The organism is Leifsonia sp. EB34, from assembly GCF_041260585.1.
Classification (GTDB): Bacteria; Actinomycetota; Actinomycetes; order Actinomycetales; family Microbacteriaceae; genus Leifsonia.
Genome location: NZ_JBGCCV010000001.1, coordinates 1123941 through 1141518, shown reverse-complemented (window position 1 = coordinate 1141518; position 17578 = coordinate 1123941). Strand labels below are relative to the sequence as shown.

Sequence of the window (17578 nt, the reverse complement as noted above, 5' to 3'; positions counted from 1 at the left end):
TCCAGATACGTCGAAGGATTCTGCTACGGCGCCACCGGAGACGGACCTAGCGTTGATGTCGTCGGACATAGGATTCTCCTCTGACCGACCCCCTCGCGATCACCCCCACGAAATGGAGTCGAAGATGACCCGAAAGACCTCCCGATGGCTGACGGCGCTCGGCAGCGCCGTCGCCGCGACGGCGCTGCTCGCGGGCTGTGTCTCCACGTCGGGTGAAGCGCAGCAGGCCAAGAGCGGGCCGGACGCCTCCGGACCCCTGATCCTGCAGTCCCGCTTCACAGACGCGGAGAAGGGCGGCCTGGACAAGCTCGTCAAGGACTTCAACGCCAAGGGCGAAGGCCAGGTCAAGGTGAACACCATCCCGACCACCACCTTCAACCAGCAGCTCCCCTCGTACCTCACCGCCAAGAACCCGCCGGACGTGTACACCTGGTACGCCGGTCAGGCCACGCGCGACTTCGCCGACCAGCACCTCCTGCTCGACCTGTCCAGCGTGTGGAAGGACCACGGCAGCGACTTCCCCGCCTCGCTGAAGAGCCTGAGCCAGGACTCCTCCGGCAAGCAGGTCTTCGTGCCGACCGGCTACTACTGGTGGGGCGTCTACTACTTCAAGAGCGACTTCCAGAAGCTCGGCATCACCCCGCCGAAGACCTGGGACGAGTTCCTCGCCGACGCCGCCAAGATCAAGGGCCAGGGGGTGACGCCGTTCACCGCGGGCCTCAGCGACAACGCGTGGCTCGCCTCGGCGTGGTTCGACTACCTTGACCTCCGAATCAACGGAGCGGACTTCCACCTGAAGCTGCTCTCGGGCAAGGAGAAGTACGACAGCCCGCAGGTGCGCAAGGTGATGGCGGCATTCAAGCAGGTGCTGCCGTACTTCGACCCCGCGGTGCTCGGCACCACGCAGAACCAGGCGATGAGCGACTTCTCGCAGGGCAAGGTCGCCATGTATCTGCTCGGCGCATGGGCGCAGCCCTCGGTGCCCGCCGACAAGCAGAGCGACCTCGGGTTCTTCCAGTTCCCGACGATCGACCCCTCGGTGCCGGTCGCCGAGGAGGGTCCCACCGACGGGTTCATCGCCAGCGTGAAGACGAACAAGCCGAACCTGACCAAGAAGTTCCTGGACTACGTCGCCAGCCCGCAGGCCCAGTCCGACCTCGCGGCCAGCCAGCAGGGCACCTACCTGCCGGCCAGTTCGAAGGCGACGCTGAACCTCGACGCGCTGTCCACGCAGGGCAAGGCCATGCTGGAGTCGGCCAAAGCGGTCACGCAGTTCTACAACCGTGATGCGGGCGACCCCCAGCAGACCCCGGCGGACACCGCGCTGACCAGTTTCATCGCCCATCCGGAGAACCTCGACCAGATCCTGAAGGACTGGGACGCGGCGTCTGCGAAGATCCGGGCGACTTCGTGACCACTCTCACCACCGTTCGCGGTCGGCGGCGGATCTCCATCCCGCCGCCGATCGTGTTCGCCCTCGTCCTCATCCCGTTCCTCGTGGAGGCCGTCGGCGTGTTCTGGCCGGCATTCCAGGGCGTCAGTCTCTCGTTCCTGCACTGGAACGGCATCGGGCCGGCCACCCCGGTAGGTGTGAAGAACTACGTCGACCTTTTCGCGGACCCGATCTTCCTCACCGCCGTTAAGAACACTGCGATCTGGATCGTGCTCTTCGGCGGCATTTCGTTCGCCGCCGGGCTCGGCGTCGCCCTGCTTTTCCAGTCGGAGCGTCGCGGGGTGGGCATCTACCGCACCGCGCTGTTCCTCCCGATCGTTTTCTCGCTGGTCGTCACCGCGCTGATCTGGGGGGCGTTCTTCCAACCTAATGGCGTGCTGAACAATGTTCTCGACGCCGTCGGGCTGCACAGCTGGACGCACGTCTGGCTCGGCGACTCGAGCACCGCGCTCTACGCGGTCATCGTCGCCGCCCTGTGGCGCGAGATCGGGTACGTCATGGTGCTCTTCATCGCCGGGCTGAAGGCTCTCGACCCCGCGGTACAGGAGGCCGCCCGCGTCGACGGCGCCAGCGGTTGGCAGCGCTTCTGGCACGTGACCATGCCGCAGCTGCGCAGCGTCAACCTCGTCGTGCTGTCGGTGCTCATCATCGACTCGCTGCGCTCGTTCGACATCGTCTGGGCGATGACGCGAGGCGGCCCCTACCACTCCACCGAGCTGTTGAGCACATACATGTTCTCCACGGCGTTCGGCTCCCATGCGCTGGGCTACGCCTCCGCCATCGCGGTCGTGATCTTCATCCTTGCGATCGCCGTCATCGTGTCGTATCTCGTCCGCGCGCTCTCCGAGGAGAAGGAGTCATGACCGCGACCGCAGCCCGGACCCGCACCGCCGGCGCGCGACCCGTGACAGCGGTCCGCCGCCGCAGCCGCCGCAAGACCGCCGCGACGGTCGGCTTCCACACCAGCGGCATCCTGATCTCGCTGGCGTGGTTCGCGCCGATCCTGGTCGTGGTGATCACCTCGTTCCGCACGTTCGACGACATCTCGGCCAACGGCATCGCCAGCCTCCCGCACACCTTCACGCTCGCCACCTACGTGCAGGCGTGGAACCAGGGCGGCCTCTTCCAGGCGCTGGTCAACAGCATGATCGTGACCATCCCGACCGTGATCCTCACGCTGCTCTTCTCGGCCGCCGCCGCGTTCGGGCTCAGCCGGTACAAAGTGCCGCTGCGCCGAACCATTCTGCTCACGATGCTCGCGGGCAACCTGCTGCCCGTGCAGATGCTGCTCATCCCCGTGGCGCGCCTCACTCAGCAGCTCAACGTCTACGACACCCTCGGCGCGCTGGTCGCCGTCCAGGTCGCCTTCGGCATCGGCTTCTACACGTTCGTGCTCTACGGCTTCATGCGCACCATCCCGCACGAGTTGCAGGAGGCCGCGACGCTGGACGGCGCCGGCACGACCCGGATCTTCCTTCGGGTCATCCTGCCGCTGACCCGGCCGGCGCTCGCCGCCCTGGGGGCACTGTCGTTCACGTGGGTGTTCAACGACCTGCTCTGGTCGATCACCCTCCTGCAGACGTCGGAGAAGCTCCCGATCACCGCGGCCGTCCTGTCGCTTCAGGGCGAGTATGTCTCGAGCTGGTCGGTCATCGCGGCCGCCACGGTCGTCGCCGCCGTCCCCTCCACCATCGTCTTCCTGCTCTTCCAGCGCAGCTTCATCGGGGGCCTCGCCCTCGGATCGGTGAAATAGAACACATGCACGTCGACACGGACCTGGTCCACCTGCGCGCGGGAGGCACGAGCGTCGTGATCCTCCTCGACGACGGCCGCCTGCCGCGAATCCTGCACTGGGGCGACGACCTCGGCGGCCTGGGCGCGGAGGAGCTGGACGCGATCGCGCGCACGGGCCGGCCGGCGATCAGGGACAGCCTCGTCACCTACCCGCAGCCGGTGCCCGTGCTCGCGCAGTTGCCGGAGGGCTGGCTCGGCCGGCCCGGGCTGGTCGGGGACTCGGCGGGGCGCCGGTGGGCGCCGTTGTTCCTCGTCGCGGCGGCGGACGTCGTCGCGTCCGCCGACGGCGTGACGCTGACGGTGTCGGCCATCGACGAGTCGTACGGGCTCTCCCTGACTCTGGAGCTCTCGGTGCTGGAGGCGAGCGGACTCGTCCGCCAGCGCGCCCGGCTGCGAAACGACACCGGCGACGTGTTCCGTGTCGACGGCCTCGAACTCGCGCTGCCCGTCCCCGCGGAGGCGGAGGAGGTGCTCGATCTCACCGGGCGGTGGGCGTTGGAGCGGGTGCCGCAGCGCCGCGCTTTCGACGTCGGCGAGTGGGTGCGCACCTCCCGCGGCGGCAAGCCGGGGCTGGAGCACACCCTCCTGCTCGCTGCCGGCGAGCACGGCTTCGGCTTCCGCTCGGGGAAGGTGTGGGCGACCCACCTCGGCTGGAGCGGCAACCAGACCCTCGCAGCCGAGCGCACCCCCGCGAACACCCGGCGGCTCTCGGCCGTGGAGGGCCTCGCGGCTGCCGAGGTCGAGCTCGCCCCGGGCGACGAGTACGTGACGCCGTGGCAGTACGGATCCTGGGGCGACGGGCTGGACGAGCTGGCCGCGCGCTTCCACCGGCACCTGCGCGCGTCCCCGGGATACCCGGCCGGCCCGCGGCCCGTGCTCGTCAACACCTGGGAGGCCGTCTACTTCGACCACGACCCCGCCGCGCTCACCCGGTTCGCGGAGGAGGCCGCCGCCATCGGGGCGGAGCGGTTCGTGATCGACGACGGCTGGTTCACCGGCCGCCGCGACGACACCACCTCCCTCGGGGACTGGGACGTCGACCCCGAGCGCTGGCCTGACGGCCTGAGGCCGATCGCCGAGCGCGTCCGGGCGCTGGGCATGGACTTCGGCCTCTGGTTCGAGCCCGAGATGATCAACCTCGACTCGCGGCTCGCCGCCGAGCACCCCGAGTGGATCTTCGACGCCGGTCACGGGCCCGGCCTCCCGTCGCGGCAGCAGCACGTCCTCGACCTGGGGCATCCCGAGGCCTACGCGTACGTACTCGACCGCCTGAGCGTGCTCATCGACGAGGTCGGCATCGCCTACGTGAAGTGGGACCACAACCGCTACCTGCTCGACGCGGGCCACACGCCTACCGGACGGCCGGGCCTGAGGGCGCAGACCCTCGCCGTCTACCGGCTCATGGACGAGCTGCACCGCCGGCATCCCGGGCTGGAGATCGAGTCGTGCGCGAGCGGCGGCGGCCGGATCGACCTAGGGGTGCTGGAGCGCACCCAGCGCGTCTGGCCGAGCGACTGCAACGACCCGCACGAGCGTCTGGAGATCCAGCGCTGGACCGGCCTCCTCGTCCCGCCGGAGGTGCAGGGCACCCACATCGGCGCGGGGGAGTCGCACACCACTCACCGCAGCCACCCGCTGTCGTACCGCGCGGAGAAGGCGGTCTGGGGCCACCTCGGCGTCGAGCTCGACCTGCTGACCGAATCCGACGAGACCAAGCGCGAACTGATGGACTGGATCGCCTTCCACAAGGAGCACCGAGCGCTGCTGCACTCGGGCACCGTCGTGCACGCGGACCTGTCCGAGGCCGCCGCGCGGCTGGAAGGCGTGGTCGCGTCCGACCGGGCGGAAGCGCTCTACGCGTACTCGCTCACCGAACGGCCGCGCACCTGGCCGGTCGGTCGTGCCGGCCTCCCCGGTCTGGACGATTCGCTGGTCTACCAGGTGCGCCCGGTGTTCCCCGCCGGGGAGCGGCTGGGCGAAGAACAGCCGCCGTGGCTCGCCGACGGCGCGGTGCTCAGCGGGCGCGTTCTCCGGCTGGTCGGGATCGAGCTGCCCTCGCTCGACCCGGACCGGTCCGTCCTGCTGCATGTCCGCGCCGTCTGAGCCGGTCCCCCTCTCTCGGAGTTTCGCCGGTCGACGCGTGGACGCGGTCGTCTCGCCGGTCGGCGCAAGCCTCCAAGAGCTCGGCGTGGGCGGCGTGGAGCTGGTGTGCGGGGACCCCGACGGACCGGTCTCGTCGTCGGGCGCGGCGCTCGTGCCGTGGCCCAACCGAATCCGCGGCGGCCGGTGGCTGTTCGAGGGGGAGACCCAGCAGCTCGAGCTGACAGAGCCCGCCGCGGGCAACGCGCTGCACGGACTGGTCGCGGCGGCGTCGTTCGCGGTGATCGCGCGGGAGGACTCCGCGGTGACTCTTGCAGCGTCGATCCGCCGGCCACCCGGCTATCCGTTCGACCTCGACGTGACCGTCTCGTACCGGCTCGTCCGGACCGGGGTGCGCTCGACGATCACGGTCGTGAACCGGAGCGGGGTCGCCGCGCCCGTGGCGGTCGGCGTGCATCCGTACGTCCGAGTCGGCGACACGCCTGCGGCGGACCTGCGGCTGGCAGTCGACGCCGACCGGACGCTGCTCCTCAGCGAAGACAACCTGCCGGCCGCGGAGGCGCCGGTCGACGGCACCGGGTTCGACCTCCGCGCGCCGACCACTCTCGCGGACGCACCGTCACACGCCGCGTTCACCAGCCTGCGCGCCGACGGCGGCAGGATCCGGCTTCGTCTGGCCGATGCGCGCACGTCCCAAGCCGTCACGGTGTGGGCGGACGAACGGTTCCGCTGGGCGCAGGTCTACGTGACGGACGCGCTGCCCGGGCTCCCGATAGGCGGCGTCGCGGTGGCGCTGGAGCCGATGACAGCGCCTCCCGACGCGTTCAACTCGGGGACCGACCTGCACTGGCTGCCGCCTTCGGAGCGGTGGCCGCTGGACTGGGGCATCGACCTCGGGACGGTATGAGAGGAGGGGCCGTGCGATCGCACGCCCCCTCCTCATTCGGCGGTTGGGCTCAGGTCCGGCCTCAGGTGCAGCTGATCAGCGGCGCCGCCCAGTCGGCTCGGTCGTTGTAGCCGCCATCGCCCGCGTCGCCGACGTGGAGGACGAGCTCGCGAGCGCCGGTGAGGTTCACGTCGAACGACACTGCATGGCCGCGCGTGACGACCCCGCTGTCCCACACGGTCTTGCCGTCCGCGACCAGCGAGAAGGTCGCCGTGCCGCCTTCCGGGCCGACGTTGTTCACGACGTCGTCGATGCCGACCGTTCCGGTGAGTCGCGTGCACACGCCGCCGACGTAGTACCGGATGTCCGACGGGCTGGCCACGCCGAGCCCGGTCGGGTAGGTGACGCCCGCGATCCGGATCGGGTTGCCGCCGCCGACGCTCTGGTCGACGGCCGGCGTCATCCACCCGCTGGTGGCGGAGACCCACGGCTGGTGGGACAGCGGCTGGTCCGCACCGGACGGCGGCGCCGGTGCAACGGTCACCGTGACGGCCGGCGAGGAGACCGTGACCGCGCCCCGGATACCGGTGAACGACACGCCCGCCCCGATCGACGACGCCCCGACCGCGGTCCCCGCGGGAACCGTGACCGTGAAGGCGACCGTCGCCGTCCCGCCCGGGGGGAGCTCCCCTGGCTGCGCACCGGCCGCCGAGCTGGTCCAGCCCGCCGGCGTGGTCAACGCGACCGTCGGGGAGAGGGCCGGGGTCGTGCCGTCGTTGCGGACGCCCACCGTCACGGAGAGCTTCGCGCCGGCGGAGGCCAACAGGTCGCCCGTCGGGGTGATCGAGGTGCCGTTCACCGCGGTGAACGAGGGTGCGCCGACCAGCACGCGCGGGCTCTCCGGCTTCCCGGTGCCCTTCTTCACGATCAGCACGGAGACGCCGTGCGCCGGGACACTGGACCGGATACTGTTCTTCGCCTCGCTGAGCGCATGGGTCCAGGCATCCGTGATCGTCACCCGGGTGGCGTCGACGCCGACAGCGTCCGGGGTCGTCGCGATGTCAGCGGCGGCGTCGCCCCGGTTGACGAGCGCGACGGCGGTGGAGCCGTCCGCGAGCTGCTTGACCCAGGTTTCGGTCGTGCCCGCCGGTCCGACGCGCACGGCTTGCTTGCCGAGCGCGTCGCGGTCGATGGCGAGCAGGTCGGGGTTCGTCAGGGTTGCCACGGTGGCCGGCGTGAAGGTGCGCGGGTCGCTGCCGACGACAAGGGGGGCGGCCGACATCGACCAGAGCGCCATCTGCGAGCGGAACTCCTCGTCGGTCATGCCGAGTTGCGGGCCCAGGTAGTCGGGATCGTTCCAGTGCCCGGGACCTGCGGCCTCGGGGTGCAGGGCGTTCGCGTCGAAGTTCCGGAGCACGTCTGTGTACTTGATGGAGTTCACGAAGCCCACGTCGGTGTAGGTGCGCCACGACTGTGCGATCTCCGGAGCGTAGCTCCAGGTGTTCGTCGACTGCTGCGACTCCGGGTAGTTCCCCCAGTCGGGCGAGGTCACCGGGTTGCAGATGTTGAGCATGATCGGCCGGCCGCTGCTGTTGTGCCGCAGCGCGTCCGCGAACTGGGTGTAGACCGTCTTCGGGTCGAGGTTCGCCGCGATGCCGCAGAGGAAGTCGACCTTGACAGCGTCGAAGCCCCACTTCGCGAAGGTGTCCGCGTCGGTCTGGTAGTGGCCGTAGCTGCCCAGCCCGCAGGAGCCGGGGATGTACGGGCCGGCGTCGGTGTAGATGCCCGCCTTCAGACCCTTGGCGTGGATTGCGGCCGCGAGAGCGGCCATCCCGTCGGGGAATCGCGCCGGGTCCCCTTGGAGCTGGCCGTCGGCTCCGCGCGGAGTTGACGCCTGCCAGCCTCCGTCAAGCCACACGATGTCGTAGCCGGCCTTGGCGAGGCCGCTGGAGACCAGGTGGTCCGCGACGTCGAGCACCTGGGTGGCGTTGTAGTCGCCGCCGAGGCCGAAGTAGGTGTTCCAGCCCGCGTACGGGGTCGCCGCCAGCCCCGGGGTAGGTGAGGTGGGCGCCGGCGTCGCGGCCGCGTGCTGCGGCGCCGCATCGGCGGGGAGGGCTGTCGCGGTCACCGCGCTGAGGCTGAGCAGTGCTGCGACCCCCAGCCCGACCACGCGTTTGGTCAACATGTGAGCTCCTGACTTCGTCGTCATCCACGCAGATGCGGGGACACCCCATGACACCGCGCAGTGACGGGGCGACGAAATGGAGCGACGACGGAATACCTGGACACATCGACGATTCCGTCCGACGCGAGCGGTGGAGCCACTCGACGCGGACGTGCAGAGAAGCCGCGCGTCGCCGTCACATGTCGCGCCCGGCCGTGCCCTCTCGTGGGTGGCCCTCCTGTCGGCGCGCCATGACGGCAAGGCCGACGACAGCGATGAGGGCGAATGCGGCCGGCACCAGGAACACGGCGGGCAGGCCGATCACCGCGACGCCGAGACCACCGGTGAGGCCGCCGAGCGCCGAGCTGAGTGCGGTCGAACTGAGGAAGATCGCCGAGGCCGTCGCGACCGCGGACGGCAGCAGCCGCTGCGCAACAATGATCCCGAGCGCGGCGAAGGCGCCCCACACGCCGCCCATGAGGATCTGCCCGGCGAACAGCCCGACAGCGGTGCCGGTGAAAGCGAAGCACACGTTCGCCGCGACGCCGAAACCGGCGGCGAGCACCATCATCCGCATCATCCCGGCGCGCCGCCCGACGATGATCGCGAGGGGCATGAGGAGCAGTTCGACCAGGGGCTGGATGCCGATGATTGCGCCGCTGAGCGCGGGATCCAGCTTCAGGTCCTGGTGCATGTAGATCGGGAGGTAGGCGTACTTCACCGACTCGCCCGCGTAGACGCAGACGTAGAGGGCGGTGAAGGCGAGCAGCGGCAGCATCGTCCGCAGGGCCGGCCTGCCGTGCCGTTTCCCAGCCGCAGCATGCGGGGATGTGACAGCGACGGGGACGGTGCGCTTTTCGCGCAGCAATCCGAGGGGGAGGATCTGGGCGAGTGTCACGAGCGCGGTCGCGGTGAGCAGCGCGCGCAGGCCCGCCTGGGCAGCGAAGAACGCGCCGCAGACGGGGCCGAACACCCAGCCTGCGGTGAGGGCCATCCGCACGATCGTGACGACGCCATCGTTGCCCCTGTCGGGCTTGGCGGCGAGCTCGTCGTGGATGGCGGCGAAGAGCTGGGACGCCGCCGCTCCGGCGAAACCGAGAACGAGCGCGCCGATGACGAAGGGCATCCACAGCTGCGTCGAGAACGCGAACCCGATCCAGCCGACGAAGCCCGCGAACGCACACCAGCGGAACAGTCCGAGCCGGCGGCCGGAACGGTCGGACCTCGCCCCGATCAGGTATCCCGCGACGGGTGCCGTGAGGTTCGTCAGATAGAAGAGGCCCGCCACGGAGAGGGACGCGCCCAGCTCGGTCACCAGGAACGAGGCGATCAACGGCGCCGCCGCCGAGGTCGCAAGGCCCGAGAGAAAGAGGGCGACCGTGGCCCCGCGAAAGAGCGGCGACCGCAGGGTCAGCCGGATCGCCGGCGTCCGGGGGACCGCAGCCGCGGAGGGTGCCGCGATGAGCTCGGTCTGCATTACGAGCTCGGGCTCATCCATCTGTGGCGCTCCGGATCCCAATGATGAGGCCGCGGCTGGCAACGGCCGACCGCGAAAACCTCTCAACGTTCGGTAAAGATATGGCTACCGACCGCGTTTGTCCAGTCGAACATCACGGAAGGCGTTGCCCGGGACGGGTCGGCGCGCGCAGGGCAGGCTCCCTCTGGACGGCTCACGCAGAAGACACGGGACCCGCTGTCATGGGCCTCGGTCAGTTGCGCATCCGCGACCACGCTGAATCCACAGAGCCTCGTAGGTTCCTGCCGAAGCATAGAGTGTAAATTTTACATTTCAATGATGCCATCATTTGACTACATTTTGACTACAACCGAATGAGTTCCAACGAGATCTTCTGAGATCTCAAGAACTCTACTTCGTTGACATTCGGCGGAAGTTAGCCCGGATACCAAGGGGCTTGCGGGTCGAACTAGAGTTCATATCCCACCCCGGATCTCGTGATGTGGGGGAGTGCCAGCCGATCTCCAGAGAGATAAGCACTCGGGGGCGTCGGAGATCGACCGGAAACATGGTGCGTTCGCTGGGCGTTCGGTGGAGCCGCCGGTGGCGGCGCTGCCCTTGACTGTTTTGTTTGTCTTTCCGTCGGCCGATCGTAGCTCGTTCCCGGTTCTCCGTGCCGGGCTTTCGCGGCATATCCTCCCTCCGCTGCGCTCCAGTCCGGTATTCCACGGTCCCGGCACTGCGCCCTCTCACTCGCTCTCGATCTCTCCGCCGGAAGGCAAACAAAAACGGTCGACACAGGGGAGTGATCAACATGCGGGTATTCATCATCGACGCGAGCAACATGGGCCCGGAACTGCAAGGCGGACTGATCGGAGTGGTCGGCTCGACTGAGCCGACTGCGGAGGAGAAGAAGGAGTGTGTGGAGACGGTGAGTCGGTACGCGGTGGACGGGTGGGCGATCGCCGCGGACCCGCGCACGCCGATCGGCCGGCTCGCAGCGGTCACCGCCGAGACGGCATGTGTACCGTTCGTCGCCTTCAACTGGGTGGCCGAGCGTGGGGGCCCCGCTGTCGGACCATCGCGTGGGGCAGCCGTTCGAGAGCTGACCTGAGTCAATGCATGAGCAGCGGGCCCTGTGCACTGCCGGGCGCGACCTCGCCGGTGGCCTCGCGGAGCAGCATCCCGAACTCCTTACCGACGTCGTCTTCGCTGCGCTTGGCCTGGGTCCACGTCGACGGTCTGGTCGGGACGGCCCTCTTGGACAGATGGGAGTCGGGACGCGGTTCCCTCCGGCAGGACGCGGCGGTGCTCGCGTGACCGCCGAGGAGGACGCGGAAGTCACGATCGTCACTTGCAACGATGGGCCGTTTCTGGTGCGCGGGGCGGCTGCGATCGTCGACTCGAACGGCGAGCCCGTGGCCCAACGGCGACGGACGGTCGCGGTGTACCGCTGCGGTGTTTCGACCATCAAGCCGTTTTGCGACCGAACGCACAAGCTCGTCGGTTTCCGCACTCACCCGCATCTTGAGGAGTGAGCAGCCGCCCGATGCTGCAAGCCTTCATTGTGATCGCGGCATTTGGGTCGGCCGAAGCTCGAATCGTGCGAGTCGGCCATGGTGGTGAGGTTCCGATCGCGACGAGCCTGCCGAGCGCTTCCGGGAGTGTCCGAGCCATGATCGGGCCCACCGGTTTTCACCAGGGCATCAGGACGAAACCCGCTCCGGTTCGCTCGATTTGTTCCGAGTCCTTCGGCGTAGTCGTCGTGCTCTTCGACCAACACGAAGGAGCCGCCTTCGGGGGAGTGAAGCGTCGTCCTGCTTCCTCGAATTCGTCGACGCGTGTCAGATGCATGTCCTTCACCACGCTTCGTGCGTGCACAGCTGAGGACAGCGGGAAGGGAGACTCTGCCGAGTTCCGGGGCCGACGTGCCTCAGTCGTGGCCAGCAAACGTCACGAAAGATGGTCTATGTTCCCTGGTCGCACCGTGAAAGTGTCCCGCAGCGGGTCCGGCTTCGCTAGCGCTCCCTCTTGCCCTTTCTGGGGCGGAGGTCAGGTCGGGTCACGGGTCCAGGGCTGTCAGCCACCAGCGTCCCCCGTCCCCGCAGATGATCACGAAGACGTGTTTGTTGCCATCGACGGTACTCGCGCCTAACTCCCAGCCCGTGACCAAGGTCGGAAGCGGGTCGTCGTCGCGGGTGAATTGCACCCGTCCACGCGGGAGAGGCGGCGCGTCCGGATAGTACCGGACGCCGTTCCAATCGAGCCGAACGGGCATCCCTTCCTCGAGTACCACGGTCACAGGGTCCTGGCGCGCCGTATCTGTTTCACGCACCTGATCGACTCCTCTCGGGGAGAGGCCGGCTCATGTAGAGCCGGCTGAGCGCGGCTTGTGACATCGACAGCATTTCGGGGTGGTCCAGGATTCGGTCGTCGCCGCACCATAATCCGTTGTCAGAGATGATGATCAGCGTTCGCTCGGGAGGCAACGCCAGCCAATCGCTGTGCGTTTCGACCATGCGCACGCTGCCGTCGCCATAGCGCTTCTCCAACTCACTGAGATGGCGCCGTTGGATCAGCGTCATGTCGCCTAACTGGAGCAGTTCCAGCCGACGCCCCGCGGAGAGTGCGGATCCACAATGCCGCATCACTACTTCCGGAGGAATGTTCGGCCCCGCGACAAGGACGACCGGGGCCGTTTCCGGGCTGGCTTCCTGGCGGTGCCGAGGGGCCGGCCGCAGGTCGTTGGGCCACACCTGAGTTCGTTTCGCTGTGATCATCGCGTAGCTCCCTCCGTGTCCATCCACACTCTTCTCGCGCGGGTCGATCTCGGAGAGGGCCAGAAGTCCCGCCACCAATCTCTCCCGCGGGACGTTCGCCCCTGGGCACGCCTCGCAGCGACCGTATCGTCGGCGATTATCCGGGGGCGTCTGAGCAGCCGGCGTCGGCCGGCCGGGTAAGGCTGATATTCGTGAAAGGTGGTGAGGGCGCATGCTGATCGGGGCCGTCGTCCTCATCACTCTTGCGCTGGTGTTCTATTCGGTCGGGGTGTGGGCTGAGCGGATCCGCCGTCTGCTGCTGTGGTGGCACGCCGCGTTCTTCGCCGCGGGTTTCATCTGCGACCTCAGCGGAACGCTCGTGATGTCGGGGATAGCCGCGACGTCAGGTGGCCCGGTCGGCAGCCTCGCGGACGCGTTGACGGTCGTGATGGCGGTCACCGGGACGCTCGCTCTCGCCCTGATGGGGCTGCACCTGGTCTGGGCGGTCGTCGTGCTGATCCGTCAGCGCCCGGCCGAACTGCGGCGATTCCACACCTTCTCCATCGTCGTCTGGTCGATCTGGCTGGTCCCGTTCGTCGCCGGCGCCCTCGCCGCAAATCTGCGGTGATGCCTCCGCACGTGCGATCAGCGGCGCGCTGTGCGTCCACCGCGCCGCGCCGCCCAGTGGAGCCGAAGCGTCTCCTCGAGTTCTTGTTCCTCGATGGCCAGGTCGATGCTGCGCAGAAGACCTTCCATGCGAGGGATCCATCGGTTCTCGACGGCACGTCTGCGGGTGCGACATGCGGCGAGTTCGCGGGAGATGATGGCCACAGCACGCAGCGCCGCGGCATACTCGACCGCCGCTCGCACGGCGGGTGGTGCGGCCCCGGCCGCGCCGGCAAGCGCCGCGCTGCTGCAATGCTGCGGCGCCGGCAGGTCGATGGTTCCGCCGCCGGGCGAGCGGACGCCGATGCTGCTGGTCCAGTCGACCTGCGCCACGGCGGGCGTGAGCGTCGCGGCGTCTCGGATCGCCTGGCGTCCGTCGAGCGCTTGGGCGCGTGTTAGCCACTGCGCGGCCGTAGCAGCGGTCTCTTCCCAATTCATCCTGCTCTGTTCGGCCCGGCGACGCGCCTGCTCCAACTCGTGGACGAGGAGTCGTTCTTTTCTCTGGAGAAGCGTCACGCCGGTGCGTGCGATGTCGAGACGATCCTGTGTCCTCGACCGCTCAGGCCGATTCGCCGCTGTCATGGCCGGCCGGCCCTATCGGACAGATGGCGTTCGATCAGCGGGTCGGGAATCATCGTGAGTTCCCGGACGGGGAGTTCCGCGAGAGCGGACCAGGCCCGATCCAGCGTCGCGTTGAGACCGCGCGCTTCGGCCGTCCCTTGTCGCTGTACACGGTCCTCGAAGGCGCGCTGGAAACGCAGATAGCGGTGCTCCGTGTCAGTGAGCGCGTCGTCGCCCAGGAGCTGAGCGAGATCGGTGGCGTAGCGTGCGGAGGAGAGCGCCGCGATGACCTGTGCAGCGAGGGGAAGGTGGTCGTCGCGGGTGCGCCCGCCCCCTGCGGCGTTTCTCATGAGGCGAGAGAGCGAGGAGAGGACATCGACGGGGGGATACACCCCTCGCGTGTCGAGCTCGGAGCTCAGGACGATCTGGCCTTCGGTGATATACCCCGTGAGATCGGCCACCGGGTGGGTGATGTCACCCGCCGGCATCGTGAGGATGGGCAGCACGGTGACCGAGCCCTGCTTTCCCCGGATCCGCCCGCAGCGCTCGTACAGCGACGCGAGGTCGCTGTAAAGGTAGCCCGGGTAGCCCCGACGCGAGGGCACTTCCCGGCGGGCGGCGGAGACTTCGCGGACCGCTTCGGCGTAGCTGGTCATGTCGGACATGATCACCAGCACATCCGAGTCTTCGTCGAAGGCCAGGCTCTCAGCCACGGTGAGCGCGATGCGCGGAGTAAGGATGCGCTCGATCGCCGGGTCGTCGGCGGCGTTAACGAAGACGGCGATCTCGCCCGCCCCGGCACGCGACTCGAGGACGTCCTGCACGAAGGAGATCTCGGCGTGAGTGAGGCCCATCCCTGCGAAGACGACCCGGAACGCCGTCGAGCCCGAGTTCGCCTGCGCCGCGATCTGCGTCGCCAGGGTCAAGTGGGGGAGCCCGGGGACGGAGAAGATCGGCAGCTTCTGCCCGCGCACAAGGGTTGTCAGTGCGTCGATGACCGAGATCCCGGTGAGGACCGGATCGACCGGCGAGTCCCTCAGCACGGGATTGAGCGGCCTGCCGCCGACCGGCGCTCGGCTCGGCCCGGTGATCGGCGGTCCGCCGTCCAACGGTTCCCCTCGACCGTTGCAGACCCGGCCCAGCCAGCCCGAGCCCGTCGCCACAGTGTACGGCTCACCCGCGAACGTCACGGCGAGCCGGGTGGGATCGATCCCGCCCGTACCTTCCAGGACCTGGACCGTGACCGTGTCGTGGTCGACCTCCAGGACGAGCCCGTGGCGCGTGTCGTCGGAGGACTCGCGGTCCGATCGCACCAGCGAGACCGCTTCGTCCCAGCCCACGCCGGTCGTTCCGCCGACCTCTACGAGCGGTCCGTGCACGGCCCGGATATCGGAGAAGGAGACGAGCCGGCGATCCTGGTGGCCTTCGTCCGGCCCGCTCATGCCGGCACCGCCTGCAGCCGCTCGAGCATCGCCAGGATGTGCGGGAGTCTCGCAGCGACACCGTCGGCGTCGTCTGGGCCGAAGCTGTCGCCGGCGCGGCTGACGCTCCCGAAGTCCAGCTCCTCGATACGGTCGACCGCCACACCGGAGTCCGCGCAGCGACGGCAGGCGTCCACCACATCCAGGACGAGGTCGAGCAAAGCAGCGCCTTTCCCCGACGAGCAGAAGGCGTCGTTCGGGCTGAGCGCGCTCTGGGACAGCACCGCGTCCTGGATCAGGCGGCCGCCCAGGAGGGTCAGCCGGTCGTGTGCGGACAATGAGGAGCGCCCGAGGATGTCGAGCAGAGCCTTCAGCCGGTCCGCCTCGCCCAGCAGCGAGATGGCACGCGCGCGGCGGGGTCCCCACCCCGCGTCGCCGTTCTCCTGAGCCCAGCGGGACACCGCGTCGGCGTCCGAGGAGAAGGAACCGTCCCAGCTCACGGCGGGATAGTGGCGAGCGTAGGCAAGGTCCCGGTCCAGTCGCCAGAACGATCGCACGAACCGTTGCGTGGCGACGGTGACGGGTTCGGTCACGTCGCCGCCCGGAGGCGAGACCGCGCCCACGATGGTCACCGAGCCCGTGCGCCCGCCGAGCGTGGAGACCAGGCCGCTGCGCTCGTAGAACGCTGCGAGCCGGGATGCGAGCGTGGCCGGGTAGCTCTCCTCGGCGGGGAGCTCGCCGTTCCGGTTGGCGAACTCCCGCATGGCTTCTGCCCAGCGAGAGGTCGAATCGGCGATCACGACGGCGTGGTGGCCCATGTCCCTGAAGTATTCGGCCACGGTCACGCCGGTGTAGATGCTCGCCTCGCGCGCCATCATCGGCATGTTGGAGGTGTTCGCGATCACTACGGTGCGGTCGAGGAGCCGGCCTCCGGTCCGTGCGTCGCGGAGCTCGGCGAGCTCCGCGAGTACGTCGGACATCTCGTTGCCGCGCTCGCCGCAGCCGATGTAGACGATGACGTCCGCGTCGCACCACTTCGCGATCTGCTGGAGCAGCAGCGTCTTCCCGGTCCCGAATCCGCCGGGTACGGCGGCGGCCGCGCCTGTCATGACCGGATAGAAGAGGTCGAGGACACGTTGGCCGGTGTGTAGCGGCGCGGCGGCTGGGAGTCGGACATCGAACGGGCGCGCCTGGCGCACCGGCCACTGCTGGGCGACGGCGACGGAGGCTCCGTCCACCGTGGCCACCGTGTCGAGCGGCCGGTAGTCCCCTTCGGGGGCCAGGCCTTCCAGTTCGCCGGCGAGGCCCGGAGGAACCATCACGCGGTATTCGGTGGGACCATCGCAGCGCACCGTCCCGATGACGTCGCCGGATGCGACATCCACGCCCCGACGGGCGGTCGGGATGAAGCGCCACTTCCGGGCAAGCGTCGGAGGGTCGGTGGTGGACGACGGCCGGTCCGTCTCCAGCCAGACCGAGGCGGAGGACAGCGGGCGCAGCAAGCCGTCGAAGACGCCGCCGAGCAGCCCGGGGCCCAGCAGCGCCGACAGGGGCGCACCCGTCGGCAGGGCTTCGTCCCCCGCACGCAGACCGCCGGTGTACTCGTACGCTTGGAGGATGGCCTTGTCCCCCTCGATCGCGACAGTCTCCGCCGCGATCTGCCGTGGCCCGATCGCGACGACTTCGAGCATCGCAAGCGAAGCGCTCCCTTCGACTTCGATAAGCGAACCGTCGACGCGGACGACGGCCAGGCTCCCGGTGGCGCGGTCCTCGGCGGTCACAGGGTCCACCTCGCGGAGAGGTCGTGTTCGCGAGCGTCGAAGGCCTGGTGGGCGAGCGTGCGGAGGCTGAGATCCAGGCGACATGCCCCGTCGACGAGGACGACGCCTCCCGCCGGGACGTCGACCACCTCGGCCTGCGAGCCGAGCGTGGCGCGTCCGCGCTCGATGAGCGCCGCGCGGATCGCCGGGTAACGGGGATCGTCGGTCAAGCCCTCGACAGCCGCGTCGACGTCGTCGCGCAGGTGCTGTCGCACCGCGGCGGCGGCGTTCAGCAGAAGGCCTCGCGCCTCCCGGCGGACCCGGGCGGTCTTCTCGGCGGCGGCGGACGCCGCGGTATCCTCTCCGCTCGTGCGTGCGTCGCGCGTGATGGCGTCCGCACGCTCGCGCGCCTCGCTCACCAGGGCGTCGGCGGCGGATCGAGCCGAGGCGATCAGCGCCGCGGCCTGCGCGCGGGCGTCGGCCGCGATCCGACGACGGAGCGGCCCGAGAGCCTCCACTGCTTCCTTCGGCAGTCCTCTCATGAGGTACGCATCCCTG

At 69.1% G+C, this 17578-nt stretch carries 15 protein-coding genes; 8 read left to right on the top strand and 7 right to left on the bottom strand.

The features are described 5' to 3' along the window. Positions 1-124: 124 nt before the first annotated feature. Genes ABIA36_RS05375 through ABIA36_RS05355 form a run of 5 tightly spaced genes read left to right on the top strand, consistent with a single transcriptional unit; the run spans position 125 to position 6254 of the window. Positions 125-1414: an ABC transporter substrate-binding protein gene (locus ABIA36_RS05375; protein WP_369961247.1), complete on the top strand. Its 1290-nt coding sequence runs from the start codon at positions 125-127 to the stop codon at positions 1412-1414. Then, a complete protein-coding gene (locus tag ABIA36_RS05370) occupies positions 1411-2316 on the top strand; it encodes a carbohydrate ABC transporter permease (RefSeq protein ID WP_369961246.1) in 906 nt (301 codons plus the stop codon). The genes ABIA36_RS05375 and ABIA36_RS05370 overlap by 4 nt, the downstream gene beginning before the upstream one ends. Continuing rightward, positions 2313-3206, top strand: coding sequence for a carbohydrate ABC transporter permease (locus ABIA36_RS05365; protein WP_369961245.1), 894 nt, complete (start codon positions 2313-2315; stop codon positions 3204-3206). Before ABIA36_RS05370 ends, ABIA36_RS05365 begins: the two co-directional genes overlap by 4 nt. A 5-nt stretch (positions 3207-3211) precedes the next feature. Continuing rightward, positions 3212-5350 carry an alpha-galactosidase gene (locus tag ABIA36_RS05360; protein WP_369961244.1) on the top strand — a complete coding sequence of 713 codons (2139 nt, stop codon included), beginning with the start codon at positions 3212-3214 and terminating at the stop codon, positions 5348-5350. A gap of 37 nt (positions 5351-5387) precedes the next feature. After that, the gene (locus ABIA36_RS05355; RefSeq protein WP_369961243.1) at positions 5388-6254 is read left to right on the top strand and encodes a galactose mutarotase; all 867 of its coding nucleotides are present in this window, start codon (positions 5388-5390) and stop codon (positions 6252-6254) included. A gap of 61 nt (positions 6255-6315) precedes the next feature. Here ABIA36_RS05355 and ABIA36_RS05350 read toward each other — a convergent pair whose 3' ends face one another. Further along, positions 6316-8418 (bottom strand): NPCBM/NEW2 domain-containing protein, encoded by a 2103-nt coding sequence (locus ABIA36_RS05350; RefSeq protein ID WP_369961242.1) that lies wholly within the window; start codon positions 8416-8418, stop codon positions 6316-6318. A 175-nt stretch (positions 8419-8593) separates the two neighbouring features. Next, positions 8594-9895, bottom strand: coding sequence for an MFS transporter (locus tag ABIA36_RS05345; protein WP_369961241.1), 1302 nt, complete (start codon positions 9893-9895; stop codon positions 8594-8596). A gap of 772 nt (positions 9896-10667) precedes the next feature. On the opposite strand from ABIA36_RS05345, the gene ABIA36_RS05340 reads away from it, so the two are divergent. Beyond that, positions 10668-10967 (top strand): hypothetical protein, encoded by a 300-nt coding sequence (locus ABIA36_RS05340; RefSeq protein ID WP_369961240.1) that lies wholly within the window; start codon positions 10668-10670, stop codon positions 10965-10967. A gap of 202 nt (positions 10968-11169) precedes the next feature. After that, the gene (locus tag ABIA36_RS05335; protein ID WP_369961239.1) at positions 11170-11391 is read left to right on the top strand and encodes a CDGSH iron-sulfur domain-containing protein; all 222 of its coding nucleotides are present in this window, start codon (positions 11170-11172) and stop codon (positions 11389-11391) included. 789 nt (positions 11392-12180) lie between these two features. Here ABIA36_RS05335 and ABIA36_RS05330 read toward each other — a convergent pair. Beyond that, positions 12181-12708: a hypothetical protein gene (locus ABIA36_RS05330; protein WP_369961238.1), complete on the bottom strand. Its 528-nt coding sequence runs from the start codon at positions 12706-12708 to the stop codon at positions 12181-12183. A gap of 136 nt (positions 12709-12844) precedes the next feature. On the opposite strand from ABIA36_RS05330, the gene ABIA36_RS05325 reads away from it, so the two are divergent. Beyond that, positions 12845-13240, top strand: a complete 396-nt coding sequence (locus ABIA36_RS05325; RefSeq protein ID WP_369961237.1) for an HsmA family protein — start codon at positions 12845-12847, stop codon at positions 13238-13240. Between the two features lie 17 nt (positions 13241-13257). Here ABIA36_RS05325 and ABIA36_RS05320 read toward each other — a convergent pair whose 3' ends face one another. From ABIA36_RS05320 to ABIA36_RS05305, 4 genes are read right to left on the bottom strand one after another with little or no spacing between them, the layout of a single operon-like run. Further along, a complete protein-coding gene (locus ABIA36_RS05320; protein WP_369961236.1) occupies positions 13258-13860 on the bottom strand; it encodes a V-type ATP synthase subunit D in 603 nt (200 codons plus the stop codon). Then, a complete protein-coding gene (locus tag ABIA36_RS05315) occupies positions 13857-15281 on the bottom strand; it encodes a V-type ATP synthase subunit B (protein ID WP_369961235.1) in 1425 nt (474 codons plus the stop codon). The genes ABIA36_RS05320 and ABIA36_RS05315 overlap by 4 nt, the downstream gene beginning before the upstream one ends. Beyond that, positions 15278-17041: a V-type ATP synthase subunit A gene (locus tag ABIA36_RS05310; RefSeq protein WP_369961234.1), complete on the bottom strand. Its 1764-nt coding sequence runs from the start codon at positions 17039-17041 to the stop codon at positions 15278-15280. Before ABIA36_RS05310 ends, ABIA36_RS05315 begins: the two co-directional genes overlap by 4 nt. Continuing rightward, positions 17038-17562: a hypothetical protein gene (locus ABIA36_RS05305; RefSeq protein WP_369961233.1), complete on the bottom strand. Its 525-nt coding sequence runs from the start codon at positions 17560-17562 to the stop codon at positions 17038-17040. The genes ABIA36_RS05310 and ABIA36_RS05305 overlap by 4 nt, the downstream gene beginning before the upstream one ends. Positions 17563-17578: the final 16 nt, after the last annotated feature.